Origin of the sequence: Bosea sp. 685, assembly GCF_031884435.1 — a bacterium.
GTDB lineage: Bacteria > Pseudomonadota > Alphaproteobacteria > Rhizobiales > Beijerinckiaceae > Allobosea.
In genome coordinates this window covers 911,907-936,118 of sequence record NZ_CP134779.1, presented here as the reverse complement: position 1 = coordinate 936,118, position 24,212 = coordinate 911,907, and the positions used below count along the sequence as shown (strand labels likewise).

General features: G+C 66.7%; 22 protein-coding genes. 11 read left to right on the top strand and 11 right to left on the bottom strand.

All coding sequences use genetic code 11. The features are described 5' to 3' along the window. Positions 1–5: 5 nt before the first annotated feature. Positions 6–911 carry a DMT family transporter gene (locus tag RMR04_RS05410; protein WP_311913414.1) on the bottom strand — a complete coding sequence of 302 codons (906 nt, stop codon included), beginning with the start codon at positions 909–911 and terminating at the stop codon, positions 6–8. A gap of 187 nt (positions 912–1,098) precedes the next feature. Between RMR04_RS05410 and RMR04_RS05405 the strand changes: the two genes are divergently transcribed. The 4 genes from RMR04_RS05405 (at position 1,099) to RMR04_RS05390 (ending at position 6,062) form a co-directional block, all read left to right on the top strand. Continuing rightward, positions 1,099–2,712: a serine hydrolase gene (locus RMR04_RS05405; protein WP_311913412.1), complete on the top strand. Its 1,614-nt coding sequence runs from the start codon at positions 1,099–1,101 to the stop codon at positions 2,710–2,712. A gap of 10 nt (positions 2,713–2,722) precedes the next feature. Further along, the gene (locus RMR04_RS05400) at positions 2,723–3,625 is read left to right on the top strand and encodes a DMT family transporter (protein WP_311913410.1); all 903 of its coding nucleotides are present in this window, start codon (positions 2,723–2,725) and stop codon (positions 3,623–3,625) included. 18 nt (positions 3,626–3,643) lie between these two features. Then, a complete protein-coding gene (locus RMR04_RS05395) occupies positions 3,644–4,795 on the top strand; it encodes a CobW family GTP-binding protein (protein WP_311913408.1) in 1,152 nt (383 codons plus the stop codon). Positions 4,796–4,919: 124 nt separating this feature from the next. Next, positions 4,920–6,062, top strand: a complete 1,143-nt coding sequence (locus RMR04_RS05390; RefSeq protein ID WP_311913406.1) for a GNAT family N-acetyltransferase — start codon at positions 4,920–4,922, stop codon at positions 6,060–6,062. Here RMR04_RS05390 and RMR04_RS05385 read toward each other — a convergent pair. Both RMR04_RS05385 and RMR04_RS05380 read right to left on the bottom strand, forming a co-directional pair. Further along, the gene (locus RMR04_RS05385) at positions 6,031–7,647 is read right to left on the bottom strand and encodes an acyl-CoA synthetase (protein WP_311916059.1); all 1,617 of its coding nucleotides are present in this window, start codon (positions 7,645–7,647) and stop codon (positions 6,031–6,033) included. The genes RMR04_RS05390 and RMR04_RS05385 overlap by 32 nt on opposite strands. 102 nt (positions 7,648–7,749) lie before the next feature. Then, positions 7,750–8,814 carry an ABC transporter substrate-binding protein gene (locus RMR04_RS05380; protein WP_311913404.1) on the bottom strand — a complete coding sequence of 355 codons (1,065 nt, stop codon included), beginning with the start codon at positions 8,812–8,814 and terminating at the stop codon, positions 7,750–7,752. A 24-nt stretch (positions 8,815–8,838) separates the two neighbouring features. On the opposite strand from RMR04_RS05380, the gene RMR04_RS05375 reads away from it, so the two are divergent. Beyond that, positions 8,839–9,051 (top strand): hypothetical protein, encoded by a 213-nt coding sequence (locus RMR04_RS05375; protein ID WP_311913403.1) that lies wholly within the window; start codon positions 8,839–8,841, stop codon positions 9,049–9,051. Positions 9,052–9,109: 58 nt separating this feature from the next. Here RMR04_RS05375 and RMR04_RS05370 read toward each other — a convergent pair whose 3' ends face one another. Beyond that, positions 9,110–9,565: an Lrp/AsnC ligand binding domain-containing protein gene (locus tag RMR04_RS05370; protein WP_311913401.1), complete on the bottom strand. Its 456-nt coding sequence runs from the start codon at positions 9,563–9,565 to the stop codon at positions 9,110–9,112. A gap of 131 nt (positions 9,566–9,696) precedes the next feature. Between RMR04_RS05370 and putA the strand changes: the two genes are divergently transcribed. Continuing rightward, on the top strand, positions 9,697–12,816 hold the full coding sequence (putA, locus tag RMR04_RS05365) for a bifunctional proline dehydrogenase/L-glutamate gamma-semialdehyde dehydrogenase PutA (protein ID WP_311913399.1): 3,120 nt from the start codon (positions 9,697–9,699) through the stop codon (positions 12,814–12,816). A gap of 40 nt (positions 12,817–12,856) precedes the next feature. Here putA and RMR04_RS05360 read toward each other — a convergent pair whose 3' ends face one another. Then, positions 12,857–13,957, bottom strand: coding sequence for an NADH:flavin oxidoreductase/NADH oxidase (locus RMR04_RS05360; RefSeq protein ID WP_311913397.1), 1,101 nt, complete (start codon positions 13,955–13,957; stop codon positions 12,857–12,859). Positions 13,958–14,050: 93 nt separating this feature from the next. Here RMR04_RS05360 and RMR04_RS05355 point away from each other — a divergent pair, with 93 nt between their 5' ends. The 3 genes from RMR04_RS05355 to RMR04_RS05345 all read left to right on the top strand — a co-directional run bounded on the left by RMR04_RS05355 (position 14,051) and on the right by RMR04_RS05345 (position 15,434). After that, entirely contained in the window at positions 14,051–14,356 is a 306-nt protein-coding gene (locus tag RMR04_RS05355) for an ArsR/SmtB family transcription factor (RefSeq protein WP_311913395.1), read from the top strand. A 51-nt stretch (positions 14,357–14,407) separates the two neighbouring features. Further along, the gene (locus RMR04_RS05350; RefSeq protein WP_311913394.1) at positions 14,408–14,920 is read left to right on the top strand and encodes an RNA pyrophosphohydrolase; all 513 of its coding nucleotides are present in this window, start codon (positions 14,408–14,410) and stop codon (positions 14,918–14,920) included. Positions 14,921–15,050: 130 nt separating this feature from the next. Further along, entirely contained in the window at positions 15,051–15,434 is a 384-nt protein-coding gene (locus RMR04_RS05345; protein WP_311913393.1) for a VOC family protein, read from the top strand. 52 nt (positions 15,435–15,486) lie between these two features. Here the strand turns inward: RMR04_RS05345 and RMR04_RS05340 are convergent, their stop codons facing one another. The 5 genes from RMR04_RS05340 to RMR04_RS05320 all read right to left on the bottom strand — a co-directional run bounded on the left by RMR04_RS05340 (position 15,487) and on the right by RMR04_RS05320 (position 20,550). Then, positions 15,487–15,900, bottom strand: a complete 414-nt coding sequence (locus RMR04_RS05340) for a F0F1 ATP synthase subunit epsilon (protein WP_311913392.1) — start codon at positions 15,898–15,900, stop codon at positions 15,487–15,489. Positions 15,901–16,006: 106 nt separating this feature from the next. After that, positions 16,007–17,473, bottom strand: a complete 1,467-nt coding sequence (atpD, locus tag RMR04_RS05335; protein WP_311913391.1) for a F0F1 ATP synthase subunit beta — start codon at positions 17,471–17,473, stop codon at positions 16,007–16,009. 61 nt (positions 17,474–17,534) lie between these two features. Beyond that, on the bottom strand, positions 17,535–18,404 hold the full coding sequence (locus tag RMR04_RS05330; RefSeq protein ID WP_311913390.1) for a F0F1 ATP synthase subunit gamma: 870 nt from the start codon (positions 18,402–18,404) through the stop codon (positions 17,535–17,537). Between the two features lie 44 nt (positions 18,405–18,448). Then, complete coding sequence (gene atpA / locus RMR04_RS05325) at positions 18,449–19,978, bottom strand: F0F1 ATP synthase subunit alpha (protein ID WP_092167804.1); 1,530 nt, start codon at positions 19,976–19,978, stop codon at positions 18,449–18,451. Then, positions 19,978–20,550 (bottom strand): F0F1 ATP synthase subunit delta, encoded by a 573-nt coding sequence (locus RMR04_RS05320; protein WP_311913389.1) that lies wholly within the window; start codon positions 20,548–20,550, stop codon positions 19,978–19,980. The genes atpA and RMR04_RS05320 overlap by 1 nt, the downstream gene beginning before the upstream one ends. Before the next feature lie 419 nt (positions 20,551–20,969). Here RMR04_RS05320 and RMR04_RS05315 point away from each other — a divergent pair, with 419 nt between their 5' ends. Next, a complete protein-coding gene (locus RMR04_RS05315; protein ID WP_311913388.1) occupies positions 20,970–21,410 on the top strand; it encodes a hypothetical protein in 441 nt (146 codons plus the stop codon). A 115-nt stretch (positions 21,411–21,525) separates the two neighbouring features. Next, positions 21,526–21,861: a hypothetical protein gene (locus tag RMR04_RS05310; protein ID WP_311913387.1), complete on the top strand. Its 336-nt coding sequence runs from the start codon at positions 21,526–21,528 to the stop codon at positions 21,859–21,861. A gap of 20 nt (positions 21,862–21,881) precedes the next feature. Here the strand turns inward: RMR04_RS05310 and RMR04_RS05305 are convergent, their stop codons facing one another. Continuing rightward, on the bottom strand, positions 21,882–24,068 hold the full coding sequence (locus RMR04_RS05305) for a primosomal protein N' (protein ID WP_311913386.1): 2,187 nt from the start codon (positions 24,066–24,068) through the stop codon (positions 21,882–21,884). Positions 24,069–24,212 lie beyond the last annotated feature (144 nt).

Here is a 24,212-nt window from a genome sequence, read left to right as displayed (position 1 = left end):
AGCCCTTAGGAAATCGCCAGCAACAACAGCGCCCCGACGCCGAGAACGATCAGCGCCATTCCCATGAGCTCGCGGCGGCTCGTGCCTTCCGCGAAGATGCGGCGCGAGGCGATCTGCGCCAGCGGCACTTCGATCAGCGCAAGCGTGCGAACATTCGCGGCGCTGGTCAGCGAGAAGCCGAGGAACCAGCATTGCGAGGCGGCAGCGCCCAGAAAGCCCGCCGAGAGCGAACGGCGCCAGTTGCGCAGGCTCATGACCAGGGCCGGGCGGTTCGCGACCAGCATGTAGAGCGTCAGCAGCACGGTCTGGAGCGTCAGGCCAAGCGCCAGGATCGTCGTGGCGCGGATGAAGAAGCCGCCCTCCGGCAAGGCCTGGATCGCGCCACGAAAGCCGATCGCCGACAGCGCGAAGAAGGCTCCCGAGCCGATGCCGAGCACAGCCGGGCGCATGCCGGCAGCCGTCAGTTTCTGGCCGGGCTTCCAGGACACGACGATGACGCCGATCGTCGCGACGATGATCGCTGAGAACTTCCCCCAGCCAAGCGGATCGCCCAGCAGCAGCGCCCCGAAGATCGCCACCTGCACCGGCTCGGTCTTGGTGTAGGCGGTGGTTACGGCGAAGGAATGCGTGCGCATCGCTGCCAGCATCAGCGCGGTCGCGGCGATCTGCGCCAGCGCGCCGCCGAGCGCGAAGGCAAGCACCTTGCCGTCGATCGCCGGCGGCAGCCGGGCCGTGACGAGGCAGACCAAAACCAGGAACAGCAGCGCGAAGGGCAGGCCGAACAGGAAGCGCACCTGCGTTGCGCCGACGACGCCGATGATGTCGGTCAGCGAGCGCTGCGTCAGGTTGCGCGCGGTCTGCAGGAGAGAGGCCGCGATCGTCGCGGGAATCCAGAGAAGGGCGAGGCTCACGCGGCTTAATCCATCACAAGGGCAGAGGCCTTTTGGACCCCTGGCCGCGACTAGGCAAATCGCTCCGCTCCGGGTAGGTATGCGTCTGCGGGCGGACAAAAAACTCCGCCGTCTCGAAAATGCCGCACGCGTCGCGTTGAACCCGCCAGTCTCCGTCTCCGCGTCCCCACAGGTTCAAGACCGCACGATGATCTCATCCCGCCTTGCCGCCGTCCTCGCCTTTGGCCTTGTTCTCACTGGCCCCGCAGCGGCTGGCACCAGCCTCGTGATCGACGCATCGAGCGGCGCGGTTCTCTCCGCCGAGAATCCGAGCCAGGCCTGGCACCCGGCTTCGACGACTAAGATGATGACGACCTATCTCGCCCTGAAGGCCGTGCGTGATCGGCGGCTCGGCCTGGAGACCGCGATCCCGGTCTCGAAGCTTGCGGCCAGCCAGCCGCGCGTCAAAGTCTATATCAAGGCCGGGCAGGAGATCACGCTCGACAACGCCTTGCGCATCATGCTGGTCAAATCGGCCAACGACATCGCTTATGTCGTCGCCGAGGGCGTCGGCGGCAATGTCGAGACCTTTGTCGGCATGATGAATGCGGAAGCTGCGCGGCTGGGCATGCGCGACACCCATTTCGTCAATCCCAATGGCTGGCACAGCCCCGACCAGCAGGTCAGCGCGCGCGATCTCGCCATCCTCGCCATGGCGCTGATGCGCGAATTCCCGGATTACGCCGACTACTGGAACACCGCCTCGGTCCAGCTCGGCAAGCAGGTGCTGAACAACACCAACGGGCTCGTCGGCCGCTATTCCGGCATCAACGGCATGAAGACCGGCTTCGTCTGCGCCTCGGGCTTCAATGTGGTCGCAACCGCGACGCGCGGCGGCCGCACCTTGATCGCGGTTGTGCTGGGCGCGCTCTCGGGCGCCGAGCGCACCGTGAAGGCCGCGCAGCTGCTGGATGAAGGCTTCGGCAAATGGGGCGGGCTCGGCTACGACGTCGCCTCCCTTCCCGCCAGCGGAACCCGCGCGCCCAATATCTGCGACGATGTCCGCCGCAAGGGCGGCGGAGCGGCTCTGGCCGATGATGTCGACGTTTCCGGGCCGATCTCCGCCCTGACGACGGCAGGCGGGGTCGGCGGCAACGCCGATGGCGCCGGCGACCGCTTCCTGGCCATGAGCCCGCAGCCGCGCGCAACCGGCGCCATGGCGTCGCGGGCACCGTCAGGCCGCATCGTACTGGGCCCGCGCGCCGAGACCACGCCCGTTCCCGTCGCCTTCGGCCGCACGGCGGGTTCTGCCTCCGCCCCGCTCGCAGCCAATGCCACGGGCCGGCCCGACAGCCAGTTCGCGCGCGGCGCGGCACCCGTGATCGCGCCCGACAAGCCTGTCGCAGCCAGCCTGTTCGGCGGCGGCACGCCGGGCCTGTTCAGCGACACGCGGCCCCGCACGGCCTCCAGCAATGGCGGCATCCCGGGAGCGACCACCGCCTTCGCGCCGACGGGTGGCGCAGCACAACCGCCGGCCGACGCCTTCCAGGCCGGACCTCTCAAGCTCCAGGGCGCCGTGCAGCCGGGCAAGGCGACGGCCTCGAGCCTGCGCCCCGGTGCAGCTGCCGGCATCAGGGCGGCGGGCCGCCCGCCGGCCAAGCCCCTGCTCGCCAAACCCAAAAGCGACAGCAAGACCGACCCCAAGAGCGAGGCGGAAAAGGCCAAGCCCGGCCCAACCGCAGCCAAACTCCAGCCCGCCAAGCCGCCGGCGAAGACCAAGGCTACGCCTGCACCCAAGCCCAAGCCGAACGACGACGCCTGAGCAGGATGTCTTGACCGCCGATCGCGACCGCGCCGCCAGGCAGCACGGGTTCCTCTTCGCCCTCGGCTCGGCGGCCGCATACGGTACCAATATCGTCAGCGCCCAGATCGCCGGGCAAGCCGGCCTGAGCGGGCCGCTGCTGGTGTTCTACCGCGTCTTCCTGATGTTGGCGCTCGCCAGCCTGGCCGCCCTGCTCTGGCGCGCCTCGCTCGCCGTGCCGCGCGGCGAGCGCCGGGCGCTGGCCCTGTTCGGCTTCGCCAGCGCCGGGGTCGGCTGCGCCTATCTCTCGTCGGTCGCCTTCGTCCCGGTCAGCGTCGCTGCCGTCGTTTTCTACACTTTCCCGATCCTGATCATCCTGGCCGAGCCCCTGCTCACCTCGGCCCGCTTCAGCCCGGACCGGCTGGCGGTGGCCTTGCTCGCCTTTGCCGGGGTCGCGCTGGTGGTCGGGCCGGACCTGCACGGCCTCGACCCGCGCGGGCTCGCCCTGGCTCTGGCGGCAAGCGTGCTCGCCGCGACACAGTTCTTCGCTGCCAACGCCAGCCCCGCCACCCCGCTGCTACCCAGGCTGTTCTGGTCACATCTGATGATTCTGCCGATCGCCGCTGGCATCCTCACCATCACGGGCGGCTTCCTTTCGCCCGGCGCGCTGGCGCTCGCGCCCGCCGCGGTCGCGGTGACGATCGGCGGCTACCTGATCGGCTTCCTGCTCCAGGTCCTGGCGCTGATGCGCGTCGCTCCCGGAAATGCCGGCCTCGCCTTTTGCGCCGAGCCAGTCTTCGCAGTCGCGGTCGCTGCCCTCATGCTCGGCGAGCGTCTCGGCACCCTGCAATATGCCGGCGGCACCCTTGTCGTGGCCGCGATCATGGCTAATGTAATACTAGAACAAAAGCGACGCCCCTTGGCGCCTGCCTGAAGCCAGAAGCCCAGACGCATGACCGGCCCCGACACCAGACCCACGCCAATCGCGCTGACCCTGCTGACCGGCTTCCTCGGGGCGGGCAAGACGACGCTGCTGAACCGCCTGCTCAAGGACGAGGCGCTCTCCGAGACCGTCGTCATCGTCAATGAATTCGGCGAGGTCGGCCTCGACCACCTGATGATCGAGGGCGTCGAGGAGAACATGATCCTGCTCGCCTCCGGCTGCCTCTGCTGCACGATCCGCGACGATCTCATCGGCACGCTGGAGGATCTGCTGCGCCGCCGGGACAATGGCCGGATCGCGCCGTTCCAGCGCGTGGTGATCGAGACGACAGGCCTCGCCGACCCCGCGCCGATCCTGAACGTGCTGATCAACCACCCCTATCTCGCCATGCGCTTCAAGCTCGACGGCGTGGTGACGCTGGTCGACGCCGTCAACGGCATGGCGACGCTCGACGCCCATGAGGAAGCGGTGAAGCAGGTCGTCGCGGCCGACCGCCTCATCCTGACCAAGGCCGACCTCGCCCCCGACGAGGCCGAACTCGCGCCTCTGCGCGACAGGCTGGCCGCACTCAACCCGGGCATCACCCTGCTGAAGCCGGATGCAGCGGCGAAGGCGCTCGTCGGCTCCGGCCTCTACGATCTCGCCGAGCGCCCGCAGATGCTACGGCAATGGCTTGCCGATGAGGCCCTGGGCGAGGCCGATCACCATCATGGCCAGGACCATGCTCATGTCGGCCATGCTCATGACGACCATCACGGACACGGCCATCACCATCATCACGGGCATGACCATCACGATGTGAACCGGCATGACGCCAGCATCCGCGCCTTCGCGCTCACAGCCGATGCGCCGATCGCGCAGGCGACCTTCGATCTGTTCTGGACCCTGCTGCGCTCGACGCATGGCCCAAAGCTGCTGCGCTTGAAGGGGCTGGTGAACCTCGCCGAGCATCCCGGGCAGCCCATGCTGGTCCATGCCGTCCAGCAGATCCTGCACCCGCCGCTCATGCTCGAGGCCTGGCCGGATGCCGACCATCGCTCCCGGCTCGTGCTCATTGTCAAAGATATCGACCCAAGCGTGGTGGAGCGGCTCTGGGCCGCCTTTCTCGGGCAGACAAGTCACACCAGGGCTTCCACCCCCGGCCGCAACGTCACGGCCTGAGACGGGAGCCTTACGGCCCCGTTCTTGAAATCCTCACCGCCAGGGATCGCTCCCGACGTCGCGCCGTGCCGTTCCGGTACAAGCCCGCGCCGGAACGATCCAGCACAGCGGCGGGCAGGATCGGATGAACCAGATCATCGCTTTGAAGGGCGTCTCCCCGGACAGCTCCACAGCCTATGCCGCACCGGGCCGGACCCCGGACGCGGCCATCACGACCGAGATCCGCCTGCTCTCCGCCTGCGGCGAGATCAGGCAGGCCTGGACGGAGCTCGCCGCGCGGGCGCTCGAGCCCAATCTGTTCTTCGAGCCGGATTTCGCGCTCGCGGCAGCCCAACACCTCATCGCCTTCCGCGACGTCGCGGTGCTGCTCGCCTGGCAGGCACCAACTGGTTCCTCGCAGCGACGCCTTCTCGGCCTGATCCCCTGCTTTCCACGCAACCGGCTCTTCGTGCCCGACGAATTGATCGGCTTCTCCGATCCGCGCATCTTCAATGGCGCGCCATTGCTCGACGCCGCACAGGCGCAAGCGGTCCTCGCAGCCGTGCTGAGCCTGCGCCAGGGCTGGGTGCTGGAGGGGCGCGGGCTCGTTCTGCGCCAGATCGACATGGCAGGCCCCCTGATCGCACCGATCCGGCGCGCGGCCGAAACGCTCAGGTTGAGCACGACCTTGAGCCCTGCGAACCTGCCGATTCCGCGGCGACATGGCGTACCGACGCCCAATGATATCGAGGCGATGCAGCACGCTTTGGCGCGGCGCGGCAAACTCGAACTGGTCGAAGCCACATCGCGCATAGAACTGCGCGACGCGGTCGAGATCCTGCTGGCAATGGAGGCTTCCGGCCCGAAAGGCCGCGCCGGCAAGGCGGTTTTGCAAGACACCCGCGAGGTCGGCTTCCTGCGCGCGATGACGCGGGCGCTTGCCCGCTCCAGGCAGTGCCGCGTCGCCTTGCTGACGCTGGACGGACGGCCGATCGCCGGTGCGCTGGTCATCGGGCGGGCGAAGGACGGTTGGCTCTACATGGCCGCGCGCGACGAGAGCGAAGCGCCCTTCTTTCCCGGGCAAGTCCTGTTCGCACTGATGCGGCAAGCGGCGCCGGACCGGACGATCCTGCAGCCGAAGCCGCCAACCAGCGGAGCGGACGCCGTTAGTTTCGGCGAAGTGCGGCTTTCGCCTCGGACCACAGGCAAGCCACGCGATCTCGCCGGCCGGGCGCGCGCGGCGCTGCGGCGCGGCCTCAGGCTTCCGCCCGCAAGAGCCGCCGGATGATCTTGCCGGTGGTGGTGAGCGGCAACTCGTCGCGAAACGCGATCTCGCGCGGATATTCATGCGCGGAAAGCCGCTTGCGCACGAAGGCCTGAAGCTCGGCGGCGAGCGCCTCGGACGGCTCGCGGCCGGCTTTCAACACGACGAAGGCCTTGACGATCTCGGTCCTGAGCGCATCGGGCTTGCCGACGACAGCCGCAAGCGACACCGCCTCATGCTTCAGCAGGCAATCCTCGATCTCGCCCGGCCCGATGCGATAGCCCGACGAGGTGATGACGTCGTCGTCGCGACCGATGAAGCGGACATAGCCTTCCGCATCCTGCACGCCCTGATCGCCGGTCGTCATCCAGTCGCCGATGAATTTTTCTGCCGTCGCCTCGGGCTTGCGCCAATAACCCAGGAACATCACCGGGTCGGGCCGCCTGACCGCGATCTGGCCCTCCTCATCGGCCGCGCAGACGGAGCCGTCGGGGCGGATGATCGCAACGTCATGACCCGGCACCGCCTTGCCGATGCTGCCCGGCCGGCTGACGCCGATCGCAGCGCAGGAGGCGAGCACGAGATTGCACTCGGTCTGGCCATAGGCCTCGTTGACGGTGAGCCCCAATGCTTCGCGTCCCCAGGCCAGGGTCTCGGCGCCCAATGCCTCCCCGGCCGAAGCGATCGTGCGCAGCCTGAGCGCGAAGCGCTCGCGCGGCCTGTCGACGCTGCGCAGCATCCTGAGCGCAGTCGGCGGCACGAAGGCGTTGCGGATGCCGAGATCGGCGATCAGGCGATAGGCCTCCTCCGGCTCGAAGCGCGTTACCGGCCGCGCCACGACGGCGACGCCGAAATGCAAGCTGGGCAACAGCATGTTGAGCAAGCCGCCGGCCCAGGCCCAATCGGCCGGGGTCCAGGCGAGATCGCCCGGTTGCGGCAGGAATTCATGCGGCATCTGCACGCCCGGCAGATGGCCCGGCAGGACCCGGTGGCCATGCAGCGCGCCCTTGGGATTGCCGGTGGTGCCGGAGGTGTAGATCATCAGAGCCGGGTCGTCGGGACCGGTGTCGACGGCGGTGAAATCCGGGCTCGCCTGCGCCAGCAGGCTTCCCCAATCCTGCGCCGCGCCCTGCGCGCCATCGGTCGAGATCACCAAACCGAGTTCGGGCAGCGGCTCGGCGATCTGCCCGACCTTGATGAGCCCGGCCGCATCCGTGATCAGAACCCTGGCGGCGGCGTCGCCCAGCCGATAGGCCAGCGCATCGACCCCGAACAGCGCCGCCAAGGGCACAGCGATGGCGCCGAGCTTGTAGGCGGCGAGATGGGCGGTCAGAACGCTGCGCCCCTGCGGCAGCAGGATCGCAATCCGGTCGCCCCGTTCGACGCCGCGCGCCCGCAACGCATTGGCAAGCCGGTTCGACTGCTCGCGCAGATGCCCGAAGCTGACCGGGCTCACGCGCCAGTCCTGTGAGACCTCGATGATCGCGGTACGCTGCGGCTCGGCCGCCGCCCAGCGGTCGCAGATGTCGACAGCGATGTTGTAGCGAGCCGGGATGCGCCAGCGGAAGGCCGCACGCAAGCCGTCATAGTCGCGCAGATCGGGCAGTATCAAAGCAATGGGGTCCGGCGAAAAGGCGCGGCACGATAGGCAGAGCGCCTTGCCCTGTCACCCTGGCGCTGGGTCAGGTCGGTCGCAGCAAGGGAAGACCGCTCAGAATTGCCGCTCCGCGACCGGCGGCAGGAACGCGTCCGTGAACGCATCGCCCGCTCTTGCCTTGTCCTTGAAGCTGTAGGTCAGGCTGATCTGGTCAAGCGCGCGCTCCCAGCGCGCCTTGTCGATGCCGCCGAACCCGTTCGCCTTGGCGAAAGGCGTCACCACATTCTGCTCGAGCGTCATCTTCAGGCGCTCCAGCTCGACCTCGACCCTGGCGACATCGTTGCGCTTGATCACCAGTTGCGCGCCGAGATCGGGATCGGCGACCGTGTCCTTGAAGCTCCTGGCGAGCGCCCGCAGCAGGCCACGCAGCGCCTCGGGCTTCTCCGCCAGGAATTTGGGCGAGACCATGATGGCGTTGCCGTAGAGCTCGACGCCATAATCGGCCATCAGCATGACGACGATGTCGTCGACCGGGACGCCGCGCGACTTCAGGTTGATATAGGAAGAGTTGGCGTAGCCGAACACGGCGTCGACCTCACCCGAGGCCAGCATCGGCTCGCGCACGGGGAAGCCGACATTCTCCAGCCGCATCTTGCTGTCGTCGAGCTTGTTGATCGTCTTGAAGATCGGCCATTGCGCGAAAGCCGCGTCGGCGGCGGGCGCGCCGAACTTGCGGCCTTCCAGGCTCTTCACATCGGCGCTCACGCCGCGGCTCTTGCGCCCGACGATCGCGAAGGGTGGCTTGTCATAGACCATCATCACGGCCTTGAGATCGACGCCGGGGTTCTCGTCGCGATAGCGGATCAGCGAGTTCACGTCGCCGAAGCCGACATCATAGGCGCCCGACGCCACCTTCGGGACCGCCTCGCGCGAGCCGTTTCCGGTCTCGATCACAACATCGAGCCCCTCGGCTTTGAAATACCCCTTCTCGAGCCCCATCAGGAACAGAGCAGCCGGCCCCTCGAACCGCCAGTCGAGCATGAAGCGCACGGCCGTCTGCGCCTGGGCTGGCTGGATCATCACCATGGGCGCGGTCACCGCGAGCAGGAAGGCTGCGCCGAGGCGGGCGATGCCACGTCGGGACAACGCCACGGCCGGGGCATGCAAAGGCTTAGGCATCTCGAACTCCGGAGGAACGGACGGGTGCGGACCTGGCTCAACGTAGAGATCGAACCGGCGACCGGCGGGCCGAACGATCATGCCTCCAAACTGGCCGAGCCACACGACAGGTCAAGTACAAAGCGCCCTTTGCGCAAGCAGAACGCGAAGAAAAAAGCGGCGTTCCGCTCGATCAGGCTTTTCGTATTCGGACGGCACCGTCCGAATACGAAAAGCCTGATCGCTTCTAAAAATTGAGAGCATTGCTCCCACGAAAAAACCGGTACCCACTTTTTCGCGCAATGCTCTGACAGGGTCAAAGCGGCAGCGCCCCGTCGGTCTTGACCTCCTCCATCACGGCATAAGTGCGCGTCTCGCGCACCGCCGGCAAGGCCAGCAGAACCTCGCCGAGGAAGCGGCGATAGGCATTCATGTCGGCGACGCGCGTCTTGACCAGATAGTCGAAGCCGCCGGCGACCATGTGGCACTCCAGCACCTCGGGCGCACGCTTCACGGCCGCCGCGAAGCGCTCGAAAGCATCGGGCGTCGTCTTGTCGAGATAGACCTCGACGAAGACCAGCAGGTTGAGCCCGAGCTTCAGCGGATCGAGCGTCGCGCGATAGCCGGTGATGTAGCCCTCGCGCGTCAGGCGCTTGAGCCGTTCGCCCACCGCCGTCGGGGAGAGGCCGACCTTTTCGGCAAGCTCGACGCCGGCAATGCGGCCATCCGATTGCAGGAGAGAGAGGATACGGCGGTCGGTGCGATCGAGCACGGGATTATTCTCTATAACGAAAGCCAACAGCCAATATTAATACGGATAATATCGGAAAATAGCCAATTGATATGCGGCCCAAGAGGCCCGATCCTTCAGATCATCCCGCCTCGCTCATCTGGAGCCGTTTCATGGCCACCGCCGCCCCGCGTTTCGTCGAAGCGCCAGCCCTTTCCGCTTTCCGCGTTCCCTATGCGGAAGACGATGGCGCGATCGCCGCGACGCTGCTGGCCGGGGCCCGGCGCGAGCCCGCCGCCAAGGCGCGCATCGACGCCCGCGCCACCGAACTGATCGAGGCGATCCGCACCCGCAAGGTCGGATTGGGCGGCATCGAGGAGTTGCTCCGCGAATATTCGCTTTCGACCAAGGAGGGGCTGGCCCTGATGGTGCTGGCCGAGGCGCTGCTGCGCGTGCCCGACGCGGCGACCGCCGACCGGCTGATCGAGGACAAGCTCGGCCAAGGCGACTTCGCCAATCACGAGTCGAAATCAGACGCTTTCCTGGTCTCGGCTTCGGCCTGGGCGCTCGGTATCACCGCACGCGTCATCCAGCCCGGCGAAACGCCGACGGGCATCATCGGCAGCCTCGCCAAGCGCCTCGGCGTGCCGACGGTGCGCACCGCGACGCGCCAGGCCATGCGCGTGATGGGCAACCATTTCGTGCTCGGCCAGACCATCGAGGAGGCGCTGAAGCGCGCCGGCTCAAAGACTGGCAAGCTCTATCGCTATTCCTTCGACATGCTGGGCGAAGGCGCGCGCACGCAAGCCGACGCCGACCGCTACCTCGCCTCCTACAGCGCCGCGATCGACGCCATCGGCCGCTCCGCCGGCAATGAGCCGCTGCCGAACCGGCCGGGCATCTCGGTCAAGCTCTCGGCCCTGCATCCGCGCTATGACGCGACCAATCACGAGCGCGTGCTGGCCGAACTGACACCCAAGGTCATCAAGCTCGCGCAGCAGGCCAAATCCTACGATCTCAACTTCACCATCGACGCCGAGGAGGCCGACCGGCTCGAACTCTCGCTCGACGTCATCGACGCGGTGGTCGCCGATGCCTCGCTCGCCGGCTGGGACGGCTTCGGCCTCGCCATCCAGGCCTATCAGAAGCGTGCCTCAGCCGTGATCGACCATATCGCGGCGCTGGCCGAGGCCCATGGCCGTCGCATGATGGTGCGCCTCGTCAAGGGCGCCTATTGGGACACCGAGTTGAAGCGCGCCCAGGAGCGCGGCCTCGCCGACTATCCCGTCTTCACCCGCAAGGCGATGACCGACCTGAATTACGAAGCTTGCGCCGCGCAATTGCTGCGTCTGCGGCCGCGCATCATCCCGCAATTCGCGACGCATAACGCGCTGACGGTCGCAAGCGTCGCCGAGATGGCAGGCGACGCCGAGAATTTCGAGTTCCAGCGCCTGCACGGCATGGGCGAGGCGCTTTATGAGAAGCTGCTGGCGGACAAGGCGGGCTATGCCTGCCGCACCTACGCCCCGGTCGGCGGCCACCAGGATCTGCTGGCTTATCTCGTGCGCCGCCTGCTCGAGAACGGCGCCAACTCCTCCTTCGTCAGCGTCTCCGGCGATCCTGACGTGCCTGTCGCGCAATTGCTGGTGCCGCCCGCCGACCTGATCGGCAATGCGGGCGCCGCCCGGCATCGCCGCATCCCATTGCCGGCGGACCTCTACGGCCCGTCGCGGAAGAATTCGGCCGGCGTCGAGCTCGGCCATGCCGAGAGCCTGGACGCCCTGCTGGCCGAGATCGCTGCAGCCTCCGCCAAGCCATTCCCGGACGCCGGCGCGATCATCGACGGCAAGGCAGCGGGCGGCACACCCCGCCCGGTGCTCTCGCCGATCGACGGCAAGGCGATCGGCACCGTCGCGGAAGCCGACGCTGCCTTGGCCGGCCGCGCCATGCTCGCCGCCAAGGCCGGCTTCGACGACTGGAACCGCACGCCTGCCCGCACGCGCGCCGCAGCTTTGCGCAAGGCCGCCGACCTGATGGAGGCAAAGCGCGGCCTGCTGCTCGCCCTGCTCCAGGCCGAGGCCGGCAAGACGCTCGACGACGCCATCTCCGAGGTCCGCGAGGCCGTCGATTTCTGCCGCTATTACGCAGCCGAGGCGGAGGCTAAATTCGCAACGCCGACCGCCCTCCCCGGCCCGACCGGCGAGGACAACCGCCTCATCCTGCGCGGGCGCGGCCCGTTTCTGTGCATCGCGCCATGGAACTTCCCGCTCGCCATCTTCGCCGGGCAAATCGCGGCCGCGCTCGTCGCCGGCAACAGTGTCGTCGCCAAGCCCGCCCCGCAGACGCCCCTGATCGCCACTGTGACCGTGCGCCTGCTGCACGAGGCTGGCGTGCCCGTCTCGGCCCTGCACCTGACCCCTGGAGACGGCGCGCTCGGCGCGGCGCTGGTCGCGCATCCCGCTGTCGCCGGCGTCGCCTTCACCGGCTCGACCGCCACCGCCCGCGCCATCAACCGCGCTCTCGCCGCCAAGGACGGGCCGATCGTCCCGCTCATCGCCGAGACCGGTGGCCTCAACGCCATGATCGTCGATGCGACGGCGCTGGCCGAGCAGGTTGCCGACGACGTCGTGATGTCGGCCTTCCGCTCTGCCGGCCAGCGCTGCTCGGCCCTGCGCCTGCTCGTGGTGCAGGAGGACGTCGCCGACAAGATGGTCGAGATGATCACCGGTGCCGGCGGCGAGTTGAAGCTCGGCGATCCGCGCTGGATCGAGACCCATATCGGCCCGGTCATCGACGCCGCCGCCAAGCAGAGGCTCGACAGCCATGTCGAGGCGATGCGCAAGCTCGGCCGCATCATCTGGGCCGGCGAAACGCCCGCGCTGGGCGGCACCTTCGTCGCCCCCCATGTCGTCTCGCTGAACAGCATCGCGGAACTCGATCGCGAGCATTTCGGCCCGATCCTGCATGTCGTGCGCTGGAAGTCGGGTCAGCTCGACAAGGTCATCGAGGCGATCGAGGCGACCGGCTACGGCCTGACGCTGGGCGTGCATTCGCGCATCGAAACCACCGTCGAGGAGGTCGTCAGCCGCCTCTCGACCGGCAATATCTACGTCAACCGCAACATCATCGGCGCGGTCGTCGGCGTACAGCCCTTCGGCGGCCATGGCCTCTCGGGCACCGGACCCAAGGCCGGCGGGCCGAACTACCTGATGCGCTTTGCCACCGAGCAGACCGTGACGGTGAACACGGCAGCCGCCGGCGGCAATGCCAGCTTGATCGCCATGGGGGAGTGATGGGAGGGGCCACAGGCCCCTCTTGCATGACGCCCTTGCATCACGCCGCGCGGTAGCGCGACAGCCAGTGGGCGTAGGGCGCCGGCAGAGTCTTCCAGGCCGCGTCCTCGATGCCCAGTGCCTTTGCCGCCGCATAAGGCCAGTGCGGGTCGGCCAGCAGCGGCCGACCGAGCGTGACGAGATCGACCTTGCCTTCGCGCACCAGCGCATCGGCCTGCTCGGGCTGGCTGATGTACCAGCTTGTCGACGCCGGGAGGCCGCTCTCGCGCCGCACACGCTCGGCAACCGGCGCCAGGAAGGCTGGCCCCCACGGAATCTTGGCCTCGTTGGTCGAGAAGCCGACGCTGACATCGATGAAGTCGAGCCCCTCGGCCTTGAGGCGCTTCACCAGTTCAATGGCCTCGACCAGCGTCTCCTCGTCCTGCCCGTCATATTCGATGACGCCAAGCCGGGCCGAGAGCGGGCGATCCTGCGGCCAGACCTTGCGGACGGCCACGAGCGTCTCGATCAGGAAGCGGGCGCGGTTCTCGAAGCTGCCGCCATAGGCGTCGTCGCGCTTGTTGGCGTGGCGCGACAGGAAACTCTGCGCCAGATAGCCGTGGGCGAAATGCAGCTTCAGCCACTGGATGCCGATATCGCGGGCCCGCTCCGCCGCCGCGACGAAATCGCCGCGCACGCGCTCGATATCGGCCAGCGTCATCGCCCGCGGCACACGCCCGAGGCCACCGCCCTGAGCGACGGCGGACGGCGCGATCGTCTCCCACCCGCGAGGATCCCCGACCGCGATATGGTCGTCGCCTTCCCAGGGAAGGTTGGCGCTGGCCTTGCGGCCGGCATGGCCGATCTGGATGCCGGCGACCGCACCGGCCTTGCGCATTTCGCCAACGATCGGCGCCAGCGCTTCGGCTTGCGCATCGTTCCACAGTCCGAGACAGGCAGGCGTGATCCGCCCCTCCGGCGAGACGCCAGTGGCTTCGATGACGACGAGGCCGGCACCGCCCCGCGCCAGCCCGGCGAGATGGGCGCGGTGCCATTCATTGGCGACGCCGTCCTGCGCCGAATACTGGCACATCGGCGAGGTCACGATGCGGTTGCGAAGGGTGACGTTTTTCAGGCTGAAGGGGTCGAAAAGACCGGGCATTGAGCGGCTCCGCGCTAAAGGGATTCCATTATTCGATAGTTCGATATTTTTCGAACTTTGGCAATATCAAATCCCTGTGATAGACTCGTCACCATGCGACATGCCCGCCTGCCTGCTTCGGAAGAGATCGCGCTCGAGGACGTTTTTCACGCATTGAGCGATCCGTTTCGGCTGGAGATCGTCCGCAGGCTGGCAGCCGAAGGCGAAGCGAGCTGCCAGGCGCTCGAAGGCGACCGTCCGAAATCCAGCGTCTCCCATCATTTCCGCGTCCTGCGCGAAGCCGGGCTGATCCGGACACGCAATGAAGGCGCGACACGGATGAACGCATTGCGTCGGGAGGATATCGAGCGCCGTTTCCCGGGGCTGCTGTCCTGTGTTCTCTCGGCCCGCAACGACTGAGGTTCTCGCCCGCCCGTTTCGCTCGCCGACACGGTGTCTTATGCTCACCGGATGGACCTGCCTTATCGCCCCAATGTCGGCATCGCCCTGTTCAATGCCGGTGGCCTGGTTTTCGCCGGCCGCTCGCACAGCGCCGGCCCCGAAATCGTGCAGCCCGGTTTCGACTGGCAGATGCCGCAAGGCGGCATCGATCCCGATGAGGACATCGTCGCGGCGGCGCGTCGCGAGCTCACTGAAGAAACAGGCGTGACGAGCGCCACGTTCATCGCGCTGAAAGAGGATTGGTGGACTTACGACTTCCCACCCTATGACGGCCCGGCGCATAAGCTCTGCGCCTTCAAGGGCCAGCGGCAGCGCTGGGTCGCCTTCCGCTTTGAGGGGCAAGACAGCGAGATCGACATCACTCGGCCCAATGGCGACGAGCCGGCCGAGTTCAGCGAGTGGGCCTGGCTACCCCTCGTGCAGATGCCGGCCCGCATCGTGCCGTTCAAGCGCCCGGTCTATGAGCGGGTCGTGCAGGCCTTCTCGCGCTTCGCCGCGCCCATTGTTTCTATATCACCCTGACCCGTCCGAGAGCCGGATGATATCAGATGGGGTCACAATGTGATTCCATCTGATATCATCCAAGAGTTAGAGCAGGATCAATGCGAAAAACCGGTTCCCACTTTTTCGCATCCTGCTCTAGGAGACTGCGATGAGCCCGATCAGCTTCGACCATTGTGTCATTCACGTCTCGGACTGGGAGCGCTCGAATGCCTTCTACCGCGACGTGATCGGAGCCGAGATCCTCCCCAACGGCGCAGGCTTCGTCTATCGCATCGGGGCAGCGCAGTTGAACTGCCATGGGCCGGGCCTGAACCCAATCCCGGTCGCGCGCCTGCCGGTGCCGCCCGGCGGGAGCGATCTCTGCTTCACCTGGGCCGGGCCGATCACGGACGCCATCGCGCATCTGGAGACGCGCAAGGTCGCGATCGAACTCGGCCCGGTTCCGCGCTTCGGCCGTGGCGGCCCGGGAACCAGCATCTATTTCCGCGATCCCGACGGCTCGCTGCTGGAGTTCATCAGCTACTCCGCATGAAAAAGGCCGCTCGCGCGGCCTTTTGACAGTCTCTGAGGTAAAGGCTGACGCCTTAAGCCGCCTTGCGGCCCTCGAAGACGTGCTTGAACTCGCGCAGCTGCACCAGAACGTCGTGCAGGCGCTTGCGCTCGTCCTCGTCATGCGTGCCGGAGAGCTTCATCTCGGCGGTCAGGATCTCCTTATCGAGAACGGCAGTATCGACGTCCTCGATAAAGTTTGCCTGCTCGGCCAGGATCGTCGTCGCAGCCTGGTTGACCTCGACGAGGCCGCCATTGACGAAGAATTCCTTGCCGTTGTTGCCATCGGTCTGGGCGAAGACGATGCCCGCCTTCAATGTCGCGACCAGCGGCGCATGGCCGGCGAGCACGGTGATCTCGCCCTCGACGGACGGGATGATGACGCTGACGACATCGCCCGAGAACAGGATGCGCTCAGGCGAGACGAGTTCGAACTTGAAGGTTGCCATTGCTACTCTCTTCCGGGCTCGTCATGGCCGGGCTTGACCCGACCATCTCGAAAACCAGTGTGCACTCGTCCAGAGTTTCTCGGGGCGAGCCCGAGAATGACGCCCCTTACGCCGCTTCGGCGGCCAGGCGCTGCGCCTTCTCGATCGCTTCGTCGATCGAGCCGACCATGTAGAAGGCGGCTTCCGGCAGGTGGTCGTACTTGCCCTCGACCAGGCCCTTGAAGCCCTTGATCGTGTCCTCGAGCGGAACCAGCTTGCCCGGCGAGCCGGTGAAGATTTCGGCGACGAAGAAGGGCTGCGACAGGAAGCGCTCGATCTTGCGGGCGCGGGCGACCGAGATCTTGTCCTCTTCCGAGAGCTCGTCCATGCCCAGGATCGCGATGATGTCCTGCAGCGCCTTGTAGCGCTGGAGGATCTGCTGGACCTGGCGGGCGATGGCGTAATGCTCCTCGCCGACGATCGCCGCCGAGAGCATGCGCGAGGTCGAGTCGAGCGGGTCGACCGCCGGATAGATGCCCTTCTCCGCGATCGAACGCGACAGCACGGTCGTGGCGTCCAAGTGAGCGAACGAGGCCGCAGGCGCCGGGTCGGTCAAATCGTCGGCCGGGACGTAGATCGCCTGCACCGAGGTGATCGAGCCCTTATTGGTGGTGGTGATGCGCTCCTGCAGGTTGCCCATGTCGGTCGCCAGCGTCGGCTGGTAACCCACCGCCGAGGGAATGCGGCCGAGCAGCGCCGACACTTCCGAGCCTGCCTGCGTGAAGCGGAAGATGTTGTCGACGAAGAACAGCACGTCCTGGCCCTTGTCGCGGAAGTCTTCCGCAACAGTCAGACCGGACAGGGCGACGCGCATGCGCGCGCCCGGGGGCTCATTCATCTGGCCGTAGACGAGGGCGCATTTGGAGCCTTCGCCGCCACCCTTCTTGTTCACGCCCGACTCGATCATCTCGTGATAGAGGTCGTTGCCCTCGCGGGTGCGCTCGCCGACGCCAGCGAACACCGAATAGCCGCCATGGGCCTTCGCGACGTTGTTGATCAGCTCCATGATCAGGACGGTCTTGCCGACGCCGGCGCCGCCGAACAGGCCGATCTTGCCGCCCTTGGCGTAAGGCGCCAGCAGGTCGACGACCTTGATGCCGGTGACGAGGATCTGCGCGTCCGTCGCCTGCTCGGCATAGGACGGAGCCGGCTGGTGGATGCCGCGCCGGCTGCTGGTCTTGATCGGGCCGGCCTCGTCGACCGGCTCGCCGATGACGTTCATGATGCGGCCGAGGCACTCGTCGCCGACCGGCACCATGATCGGGGAGCCGGTATCCGTGACCGACTGGCCGCGAACCAGGCCTTCGGAGGAGTCCATCGCGATGGTGCGGACCGTGTTCTCGCCGAGATGCTGGGCGACTTCGAGCACAAGGCGGTTGCCGAGATTGTCGGTCTCGAGCGCGTTCAGGATCTCGGGCAACTCACCGTCGAACTGCACGTCGACGACGGCGCCAATGACCTGCACGATGCGGCCGGTGCCGGTGTTGGCAGGCTTCTCTGCGACGACGGTCTTCTTGGTAGCGGCTTTGGCCATGGTTTCGAACCTCGGGTACAGCGTGTCAGGTGGCCGGCATGCCGGCCCAATTGCTAGGCGTTTAGAGCGCTTCCGCGCCGGAGATGATTTCGATCAGTTCCTTGGTGATCATCGCCTGACGCGAGCGGTTATAGAGCTGCGTCTGCTTCTTGATCATTTCGCCGGCATTGCGCGTGGCGGAATCCATCGCCGACATGCGCGCGCCCTGCTCGGAGGCCGCGTTCTCCAGGATCGCGCGCAGCACCTGCACCGTGAGGTTGCGCGGCAGCAGCGTCTCCAGGATCTCGCTTTCGTCGGGCTCGTAGTCGTAGACGGCCTCGGTCGTTTTCGTGCCAGCCGGGATCTCGGCGGGAATGATGCGTTGCGCCGTCGGGATCTGCGAGATCACCGACTTGAACTTCGAGAAGAACAGCGTCGCGACGTCGAACTCACCCTCGGCGAAACGCGCCAGGATGTTCTGGGCGATCGTCTCGGCATTGGCGAAGCCGACCTGCTTGAAGGCGCGCAGATCGATCAGCTCGATGATGTCCTTCTCGAACTGGCGCTTCAGGACGTCATGGCCCTTCTTGCCGACGCAGATGATCTTGACCGTCTTGCCTTCGGCCTTGAGCGCATTCGCCTTGTCGCGCGCCAGACGCGCGATCGAGGAGTTGAACGCGCCGCAAAGCCCACGCTCGGCCGTGCAGACCACCAGCAGATGCACCTTGTCGGCGCCCGTGCCGGCGATCAGCTTCGGCGCGCTCGAACCCGAGACGCCGGAGGCCAGATTGGCCAGCACCGTCTCCATGCGCTCGGCATAGGGACGCGCCGCTTCGGCCGCAGCCTGCGCCCGGCGCAGCTTCGCAGCCGCGACCATCTGCATGGCCTTGGTGATCTTCTGCGTCGCCTTCACGGAGGCGATGCGGTTTCGTAGATCCTTCAAGGAAGGCATCGACGATCCTCATATTGGCAGAGCGCTGAGCGCCCCGCGCGGCCTCAGGCGAACGACTTGGCGTAGTCCGTGACGAGATCCTTCAGCTTCGCGGCATTCGCGTCCGAAAGATCCTTGCTGTCGCGGATTGCGTTGAGCAGATCGATATGCTTGCCGCGCACCAGCGCCAGCAGCCCGTCCTCGAAGGCGCGGACCTTGTTGACCGGCAGCGGGTCGAGATAGCCGTTGACGCCGGCATAGATCACGACCGTCTGCTCTTCCATCTTCAGCGGCGAGAACTGCGCCTGCTTCAGGAGCTCGGTCAGGCGCGCGCCGCGGTTGAGCAGGCGCTGGGTGACCGCGTCGAGGTCGGAACCGAACTGCGCGAAGGCCGCCATCTCGCGATACTGCGCGAGCTCGCCCTTGATCTTGCCGGCAACCTTCTTGGTCGCCTTGGTCTGCGCGGCCGAACCGACGCGCGACACCGAAAGGCCGACGTTCACAGCCGGGCGGATGCCCTGGTAGAACAGGTCGGTCTCGAGGAAGATCTGGCCGTCGGTGATCGAGATCACGTTGGTCGGGATATAGGCCGAGACGTCGTTGGCCTGGGTCTCGATGACCGGCAGCGCCGTCAGCGAACCGTTGCCGGCAGCGTCGCCCATCTTGGCGGCGCGCTCGAGCAGGCGGGAGTGGAGATAGAACACGTCGCCGGGATAGGCTTCGCGGCCCGGCGGGCGGCGCAGCAAGAGCGACATCTGGCGGTAGGCGACGGCCTGCTTCGACAGATCGTCATAGATGATGACGGCATGCATGCCGTTGTCGCGGAAATACTCGCCCATGGCGCAGCCGGCGAAGGGCGCCAGGAACTGCATCGGGGCAGCGTCGGACGCGGTCGCGGCGACGACGATCGAATATTCCAGCGCGCCGCGCTCTTCGAGCACCTTCACGAACTGGGCGACGGTGGAGCGCTTCTGGCCGATGGCGACATAGACGCAATAGAGCTTCTGGCTCTCATCCGTGCCTTCGTTGTTGGCCTTCTGGTTGAGGATCGTGTCGAGCGCCACGGCGGTCTTGCCGGTCTGGCGGTCGCCGATGATCAGCTCGCGCTGGCCACGGCCGATCGGGATCAGGGCGTCGATCGCCTTGAGGCCGGTCGCCATCGGCTCATGCACCGACTTGCGCGGAATGATGCCGGGCGCCTTGACGTCGACGCGGGCGCGGGCCTTGGCCTTGATCGGGCCCTTGCCGTCGATCGGGTTGCCGAGCGCATCGACGACACGGCCGAGCAGCTCCTTGCCGACCGGCACGTCCACGATCGCGCCGGTGCGCTTGACCGTCTGGCCTTCCTTGATCTCGCGGTCGGAGCCGAAGATCACGACGCCGACATTGTCGCTCTCGAGGTTGAGCGCCATGCCGCGCACGCCGCTCTCGAACTCGACCATCTCACCGGCCTGGACCTTGTCGAGGCCGTAGACGCGGGCGATGCCGTCGCCGACGGAGAGAACCTGGCCGACCTCGGTGACGGAGGCTTCGGACCCAAAGTTAGAAATCTGGGCCTTCAGGATCGCGGAGATTTCAGCGGGGCGGATTTCCATCAGCCGACCTCTTTCATGGCAAGACGAATTGAATTGAGTTTGGTTTTCAGCGAGGCGTCGACCATACGGGACCCCATCTTGACGATGAGCCCGCCGATCAGCGCCGGATCGATCTTGATAGCGACATCGACATCCTTGCCGGCGACACCCTTGAGGGCGGACCGGATTTCCTCGACGCGCTTGGCCGTGGGCTGTTCGGCGAGCGTGACCTCGGCGCTGACGATGCCCTTGGCCTCGGCAACGAGGTTGCGATAGCCCTGGATCATGCCCGGCAGCGTGAACAGGCGGCGCTTGCTCGCGACCAGCCCGATGAAGTTCCCGGCGATGCCGGAGATGCCTGCCTTGGCGAGGATCGCCTTGATAGCGGCGACCTGATCCTCGGCCGAGAAGGCCGGGCTCTCGACCAGTCGGCGCAGATCGGCGCTCTCGGCCAGCATCGCGCTGAAGCTGGAAAGGTCGGCGGAAACGGCGTCGATGGCATTGGCCTCGCTCGCCAGCTCGAAGAGCGCCGTGGCGTAGCGCTCGGCGACGCCCGAAACCAGTACTCGATCCTGCGATCCGCCTTCAGCCACGCGTCACGTCTCTCGTTCAAAGGACCACACCGGCGACCCCCTGCGAGGGCGGAGTGCATCGTCCTAGCGCTGCGATGTATCGATCAGGCGAAATGCGCGCTGGCAAGCGCACTTAACACCGAGAATGCGGCGGTGCACTAGCATGCGATCCGGGGGTGCGCAACCCGAAGAACGCCACAGTTCGGTCTCAATCTGGGGATGGCGCCGGGCAGGCTTTCGCCTCCCCGCGATCAACCATCCATCGGCTCCCACTGCCGAATTGGAGCCCGCCGCCCACAGAGAACCGGTTTCCACTTTTCGGCGTCGTGCACTAACTTCGCTGTGACGATCGAAGACATCGGACCCTGACACGGGCGGGATCGATCCGCCCGCCCGCGGCCGGCCGAAGCATCGGCACAAGCTGGGATACGGAGATCGACATGGCGAGGAACGGGATCGATCTTGGGCTCGTCACGGGCCTTCATATCCTGGTCGGCGCATTTGCCGCAGCCTGGCCGCTCGCGCCTCCACCGGCCTTCGCCCAGGACGGAGCGGACATCCGCTACATGCAATTGAATGACGAGACGGTCGGCGGCAGGCAGCTCAGCTTCCGCGACAAGACCGTGATCTCGCTCTACAGGAACCACGACTACACCATCTCCGGCCCGCTCCATGTCGGCTTCTACGAATCGGGCGGCAAGAAGCCGACGCGGGGTAAATGGGAGGTCCGCTACGGCAACACCCTTTATGTGACGATGGAGGACGCCTCCTCGCGCGCCTCGGTCTTCTTCAAGATCGGCGACAAGCTCTATCTGCGCACGGTGACCGGCGGCCAGCCCAACTACGGCGATCTCGTCCTCAATATCGCGCCGTTGCGGTGAGGGCAGCATCGACTTGTCCGCGGCCTTCCCGATTCAGGAACGCCTGCGCCGGAAACTTGACTCAACCCAAGGTAACGGTAGCGTCCCCTCGCGGCCTTGGGTTGGGGAGACAATTATGATCAAGGCTATCTGCGCGCTCATGCTGCTTTTGGCAGGAACGCAGCTTGTGCAGGCACAATTCGTGCAATCGCGCCGTAACGTCGATGCTGGCAAAGCGACGGTAATCTACAGTTTCTTCAACTGTCAGACCGATGTCATCCAGGCGGTATCCGGCACAGCCTCGCATGGTTCGATCCGGACTCGCGAGGTGACGCAATACCGCTGCGGAAATCTGACGCAAAGAGCCGTTGTCGTCGATTATATCCCGCACCCCGGCTACCGAGGCACGGACGAGGCCTATCTCTATTGGGGCGGCAATGCGCAAAGCCGGGTGCATTTGAACGTTCGGTAGCCCGAGTTCACGGCCCTTCCTCACAAAAAGCTCTGCGGATCGACATCGACCGCGACCCTGACCGAGCCTTTCGGCTTCGGCCCGCGCTTGAGCCAGGCCCGCAGATAATCCTGCAGATTGAACTCGCGCGTCGTCTTGACGATCAATCGCACGCGGTGGCGCCCGCGCAGCACCGCAAGCGGCGCCTCAGCCGGCCCCAGCACCGACACGCCCTCGGGCGCATCGGCACAGCGCGCCAGCGCGCGCGCATGCCCCTCCGCCTCCGCCGCCGTGTTCGCCGACACGATCAGCCCAGCGAGCCGCCCGAAAGGCGGCAGGCCGGCCGCCTCGCGTGAAGCGGTCTCGGCGGCGTAGAACCGCTCTGGATCGCCCGAGATCAGCGCCTTCAGCACGGGGTGCCCGGGATCATGCGTCTGCAGGAGGGCGCGCCCGGGCCGTTCGCCGCGCCCGGCCCGGCCGGTCACCTGCCGCAGCACCTGGAATGTCCGTTCCGCCGCGCGCGGATCGCCCGAGGTCAGTCCGAGATCGGCATCGACCACGCCGACCAGGGTCATGCCCGGAAAATTATGGCCCTTGGCGACGAGCTGCGTGCCGATGACAATGTCGAACTCGCCTGCAGCGACCGCAATCAGCTCCTGCTTCAGGCGCTCGGTGCCACCCGGAAAATCGCTGGACAGCACGATGCCCCGCGCCTGCGGGAACAGCGTCGCGACCTCCTCGGCCAGGCGCTCGACACCCGGCCCGCAGGCCGAGAGGCTCTCAGTCGCATGGCAGGCCGGGCATTCATGCGGCCGGCGCTCGACATGGCCGCAATGATGGCAGACCAGCGCCCGCCGGAAACGATGATCGACCAGCCAGGCCGAGCAGTTCGGGCACTGAAAACGGTGCCCGCAATCGCGGCACAGCGTCAGCGGCGCATAGCCGCGCCGGTTGAGGAAGAGCAGTGACTGCTCCTTGGCCTCCAGGTTGTCCCCGATCGCCTTGATCAGCGCCCCCGAGATCCAGCGTCCGCGCTCGGGCTTGTCCTGGCGCAGATCGACCAGCCCCAGCGTCGGCAATTCGCGCCCGCCGAAGCGCTCGGGCAGCTTGAGATGCGTGTAGCGCCCGCGCTCGGCATTGACCCGCGTCTCGAGCGAAGGCGTCGCCGAGGTCAGGATGACTGGCGCGTTCTCGATGCGCCCACGCACCACGGCCATGTCACGGGCATGATAGCTGACGCCGTCTTCTTGCTTATAGGCGGCCTCATGCTCCTCATCGACGACGATCAGGCCAAGATCGCGATAGGGCAGGAAGAGGGCCGAGCGCGCACCCGCCACCACCCTGGCCTCGCCGCTCGCGATCGCCGCTTGCAACCGTTCGCGCTTGCGGCCCGTCACGGCCGAATGCCACAGGCCCGGCCTGACCCCGAAGCGCGCCTCAAAACGGTCGATGAACTGCGCCGTCAGCGCGATCTCCGGCATCAGGATCAGGCTCTGGCGGCCCTGCCGGATCGCCTGCGCCACCGCCTCGAAATAGACCTCGGTCTTGCCCGAGCCGGTGACACCCTCGAGCAGGGTCACGCCGAACACCGCGGCTTGAACCGAAGCCACGAGCTCCTTGGCCGCCGCTGCCTGCCCCTCGGACAAAACCGGCTGCGCGTGATCGGGATCGGGCATTGCCGCGATGGCGTCGCGCGGCAGCGCCTCGACGCTGAAGGTGCCGGCATCGACCAGAGAGTCGATCACCGCCATGCTGACCGAGGCCGCCTCCGCCAGCGCCGCCTTACCCGTCAGCAGGCCGCCCTCGGCCGCGGCGATGGCGCGGGCGCGGGCCGGCGTCATGCGGGGAGGCGGCGCGCCGACGAGCCTGACACCGAGCTTGGGCCGCTCCGGCGTATCGTCGGGCTGCCGGCGCAGGACCAGCGCCAGCACCGAGCCTTTTGGGGCGAGCGTGTACCAGGCGACCCAGTCGACCAGCTTCATCAGGGCGAGATCGAGCGGCGGCATGTCGACCCGGCCCGTCACCCGCTTGAGATTGCCGCCGCGGCCGGAGCCCAGGCTCCAGACCACGCCCACGGTCTCGCGCGGGCCCAGTGGAACCTGCACGACATCGCCGGGCTTGAGCACGAGCCCGTTCGGCACTGCATAGCTATAGGCCTGGTCGAGCCCGAGCGGGATCAGCACGTCGACCGTACCGCCTTCTCCCATCTCTGCCGGCTCGTCACTCATGGCGCCGTGTCTAGCATCGATTCGGGGCCTGTTAAGGCAGGAGCGTCATGTTCAGGCAACAACCGCGTCATGGCCGGGCTTGCTCCGGCCATCTCTTGCAGAGCCAGACGCGGGACGAGATGGTCGGGCCACGCCCGCCCATGA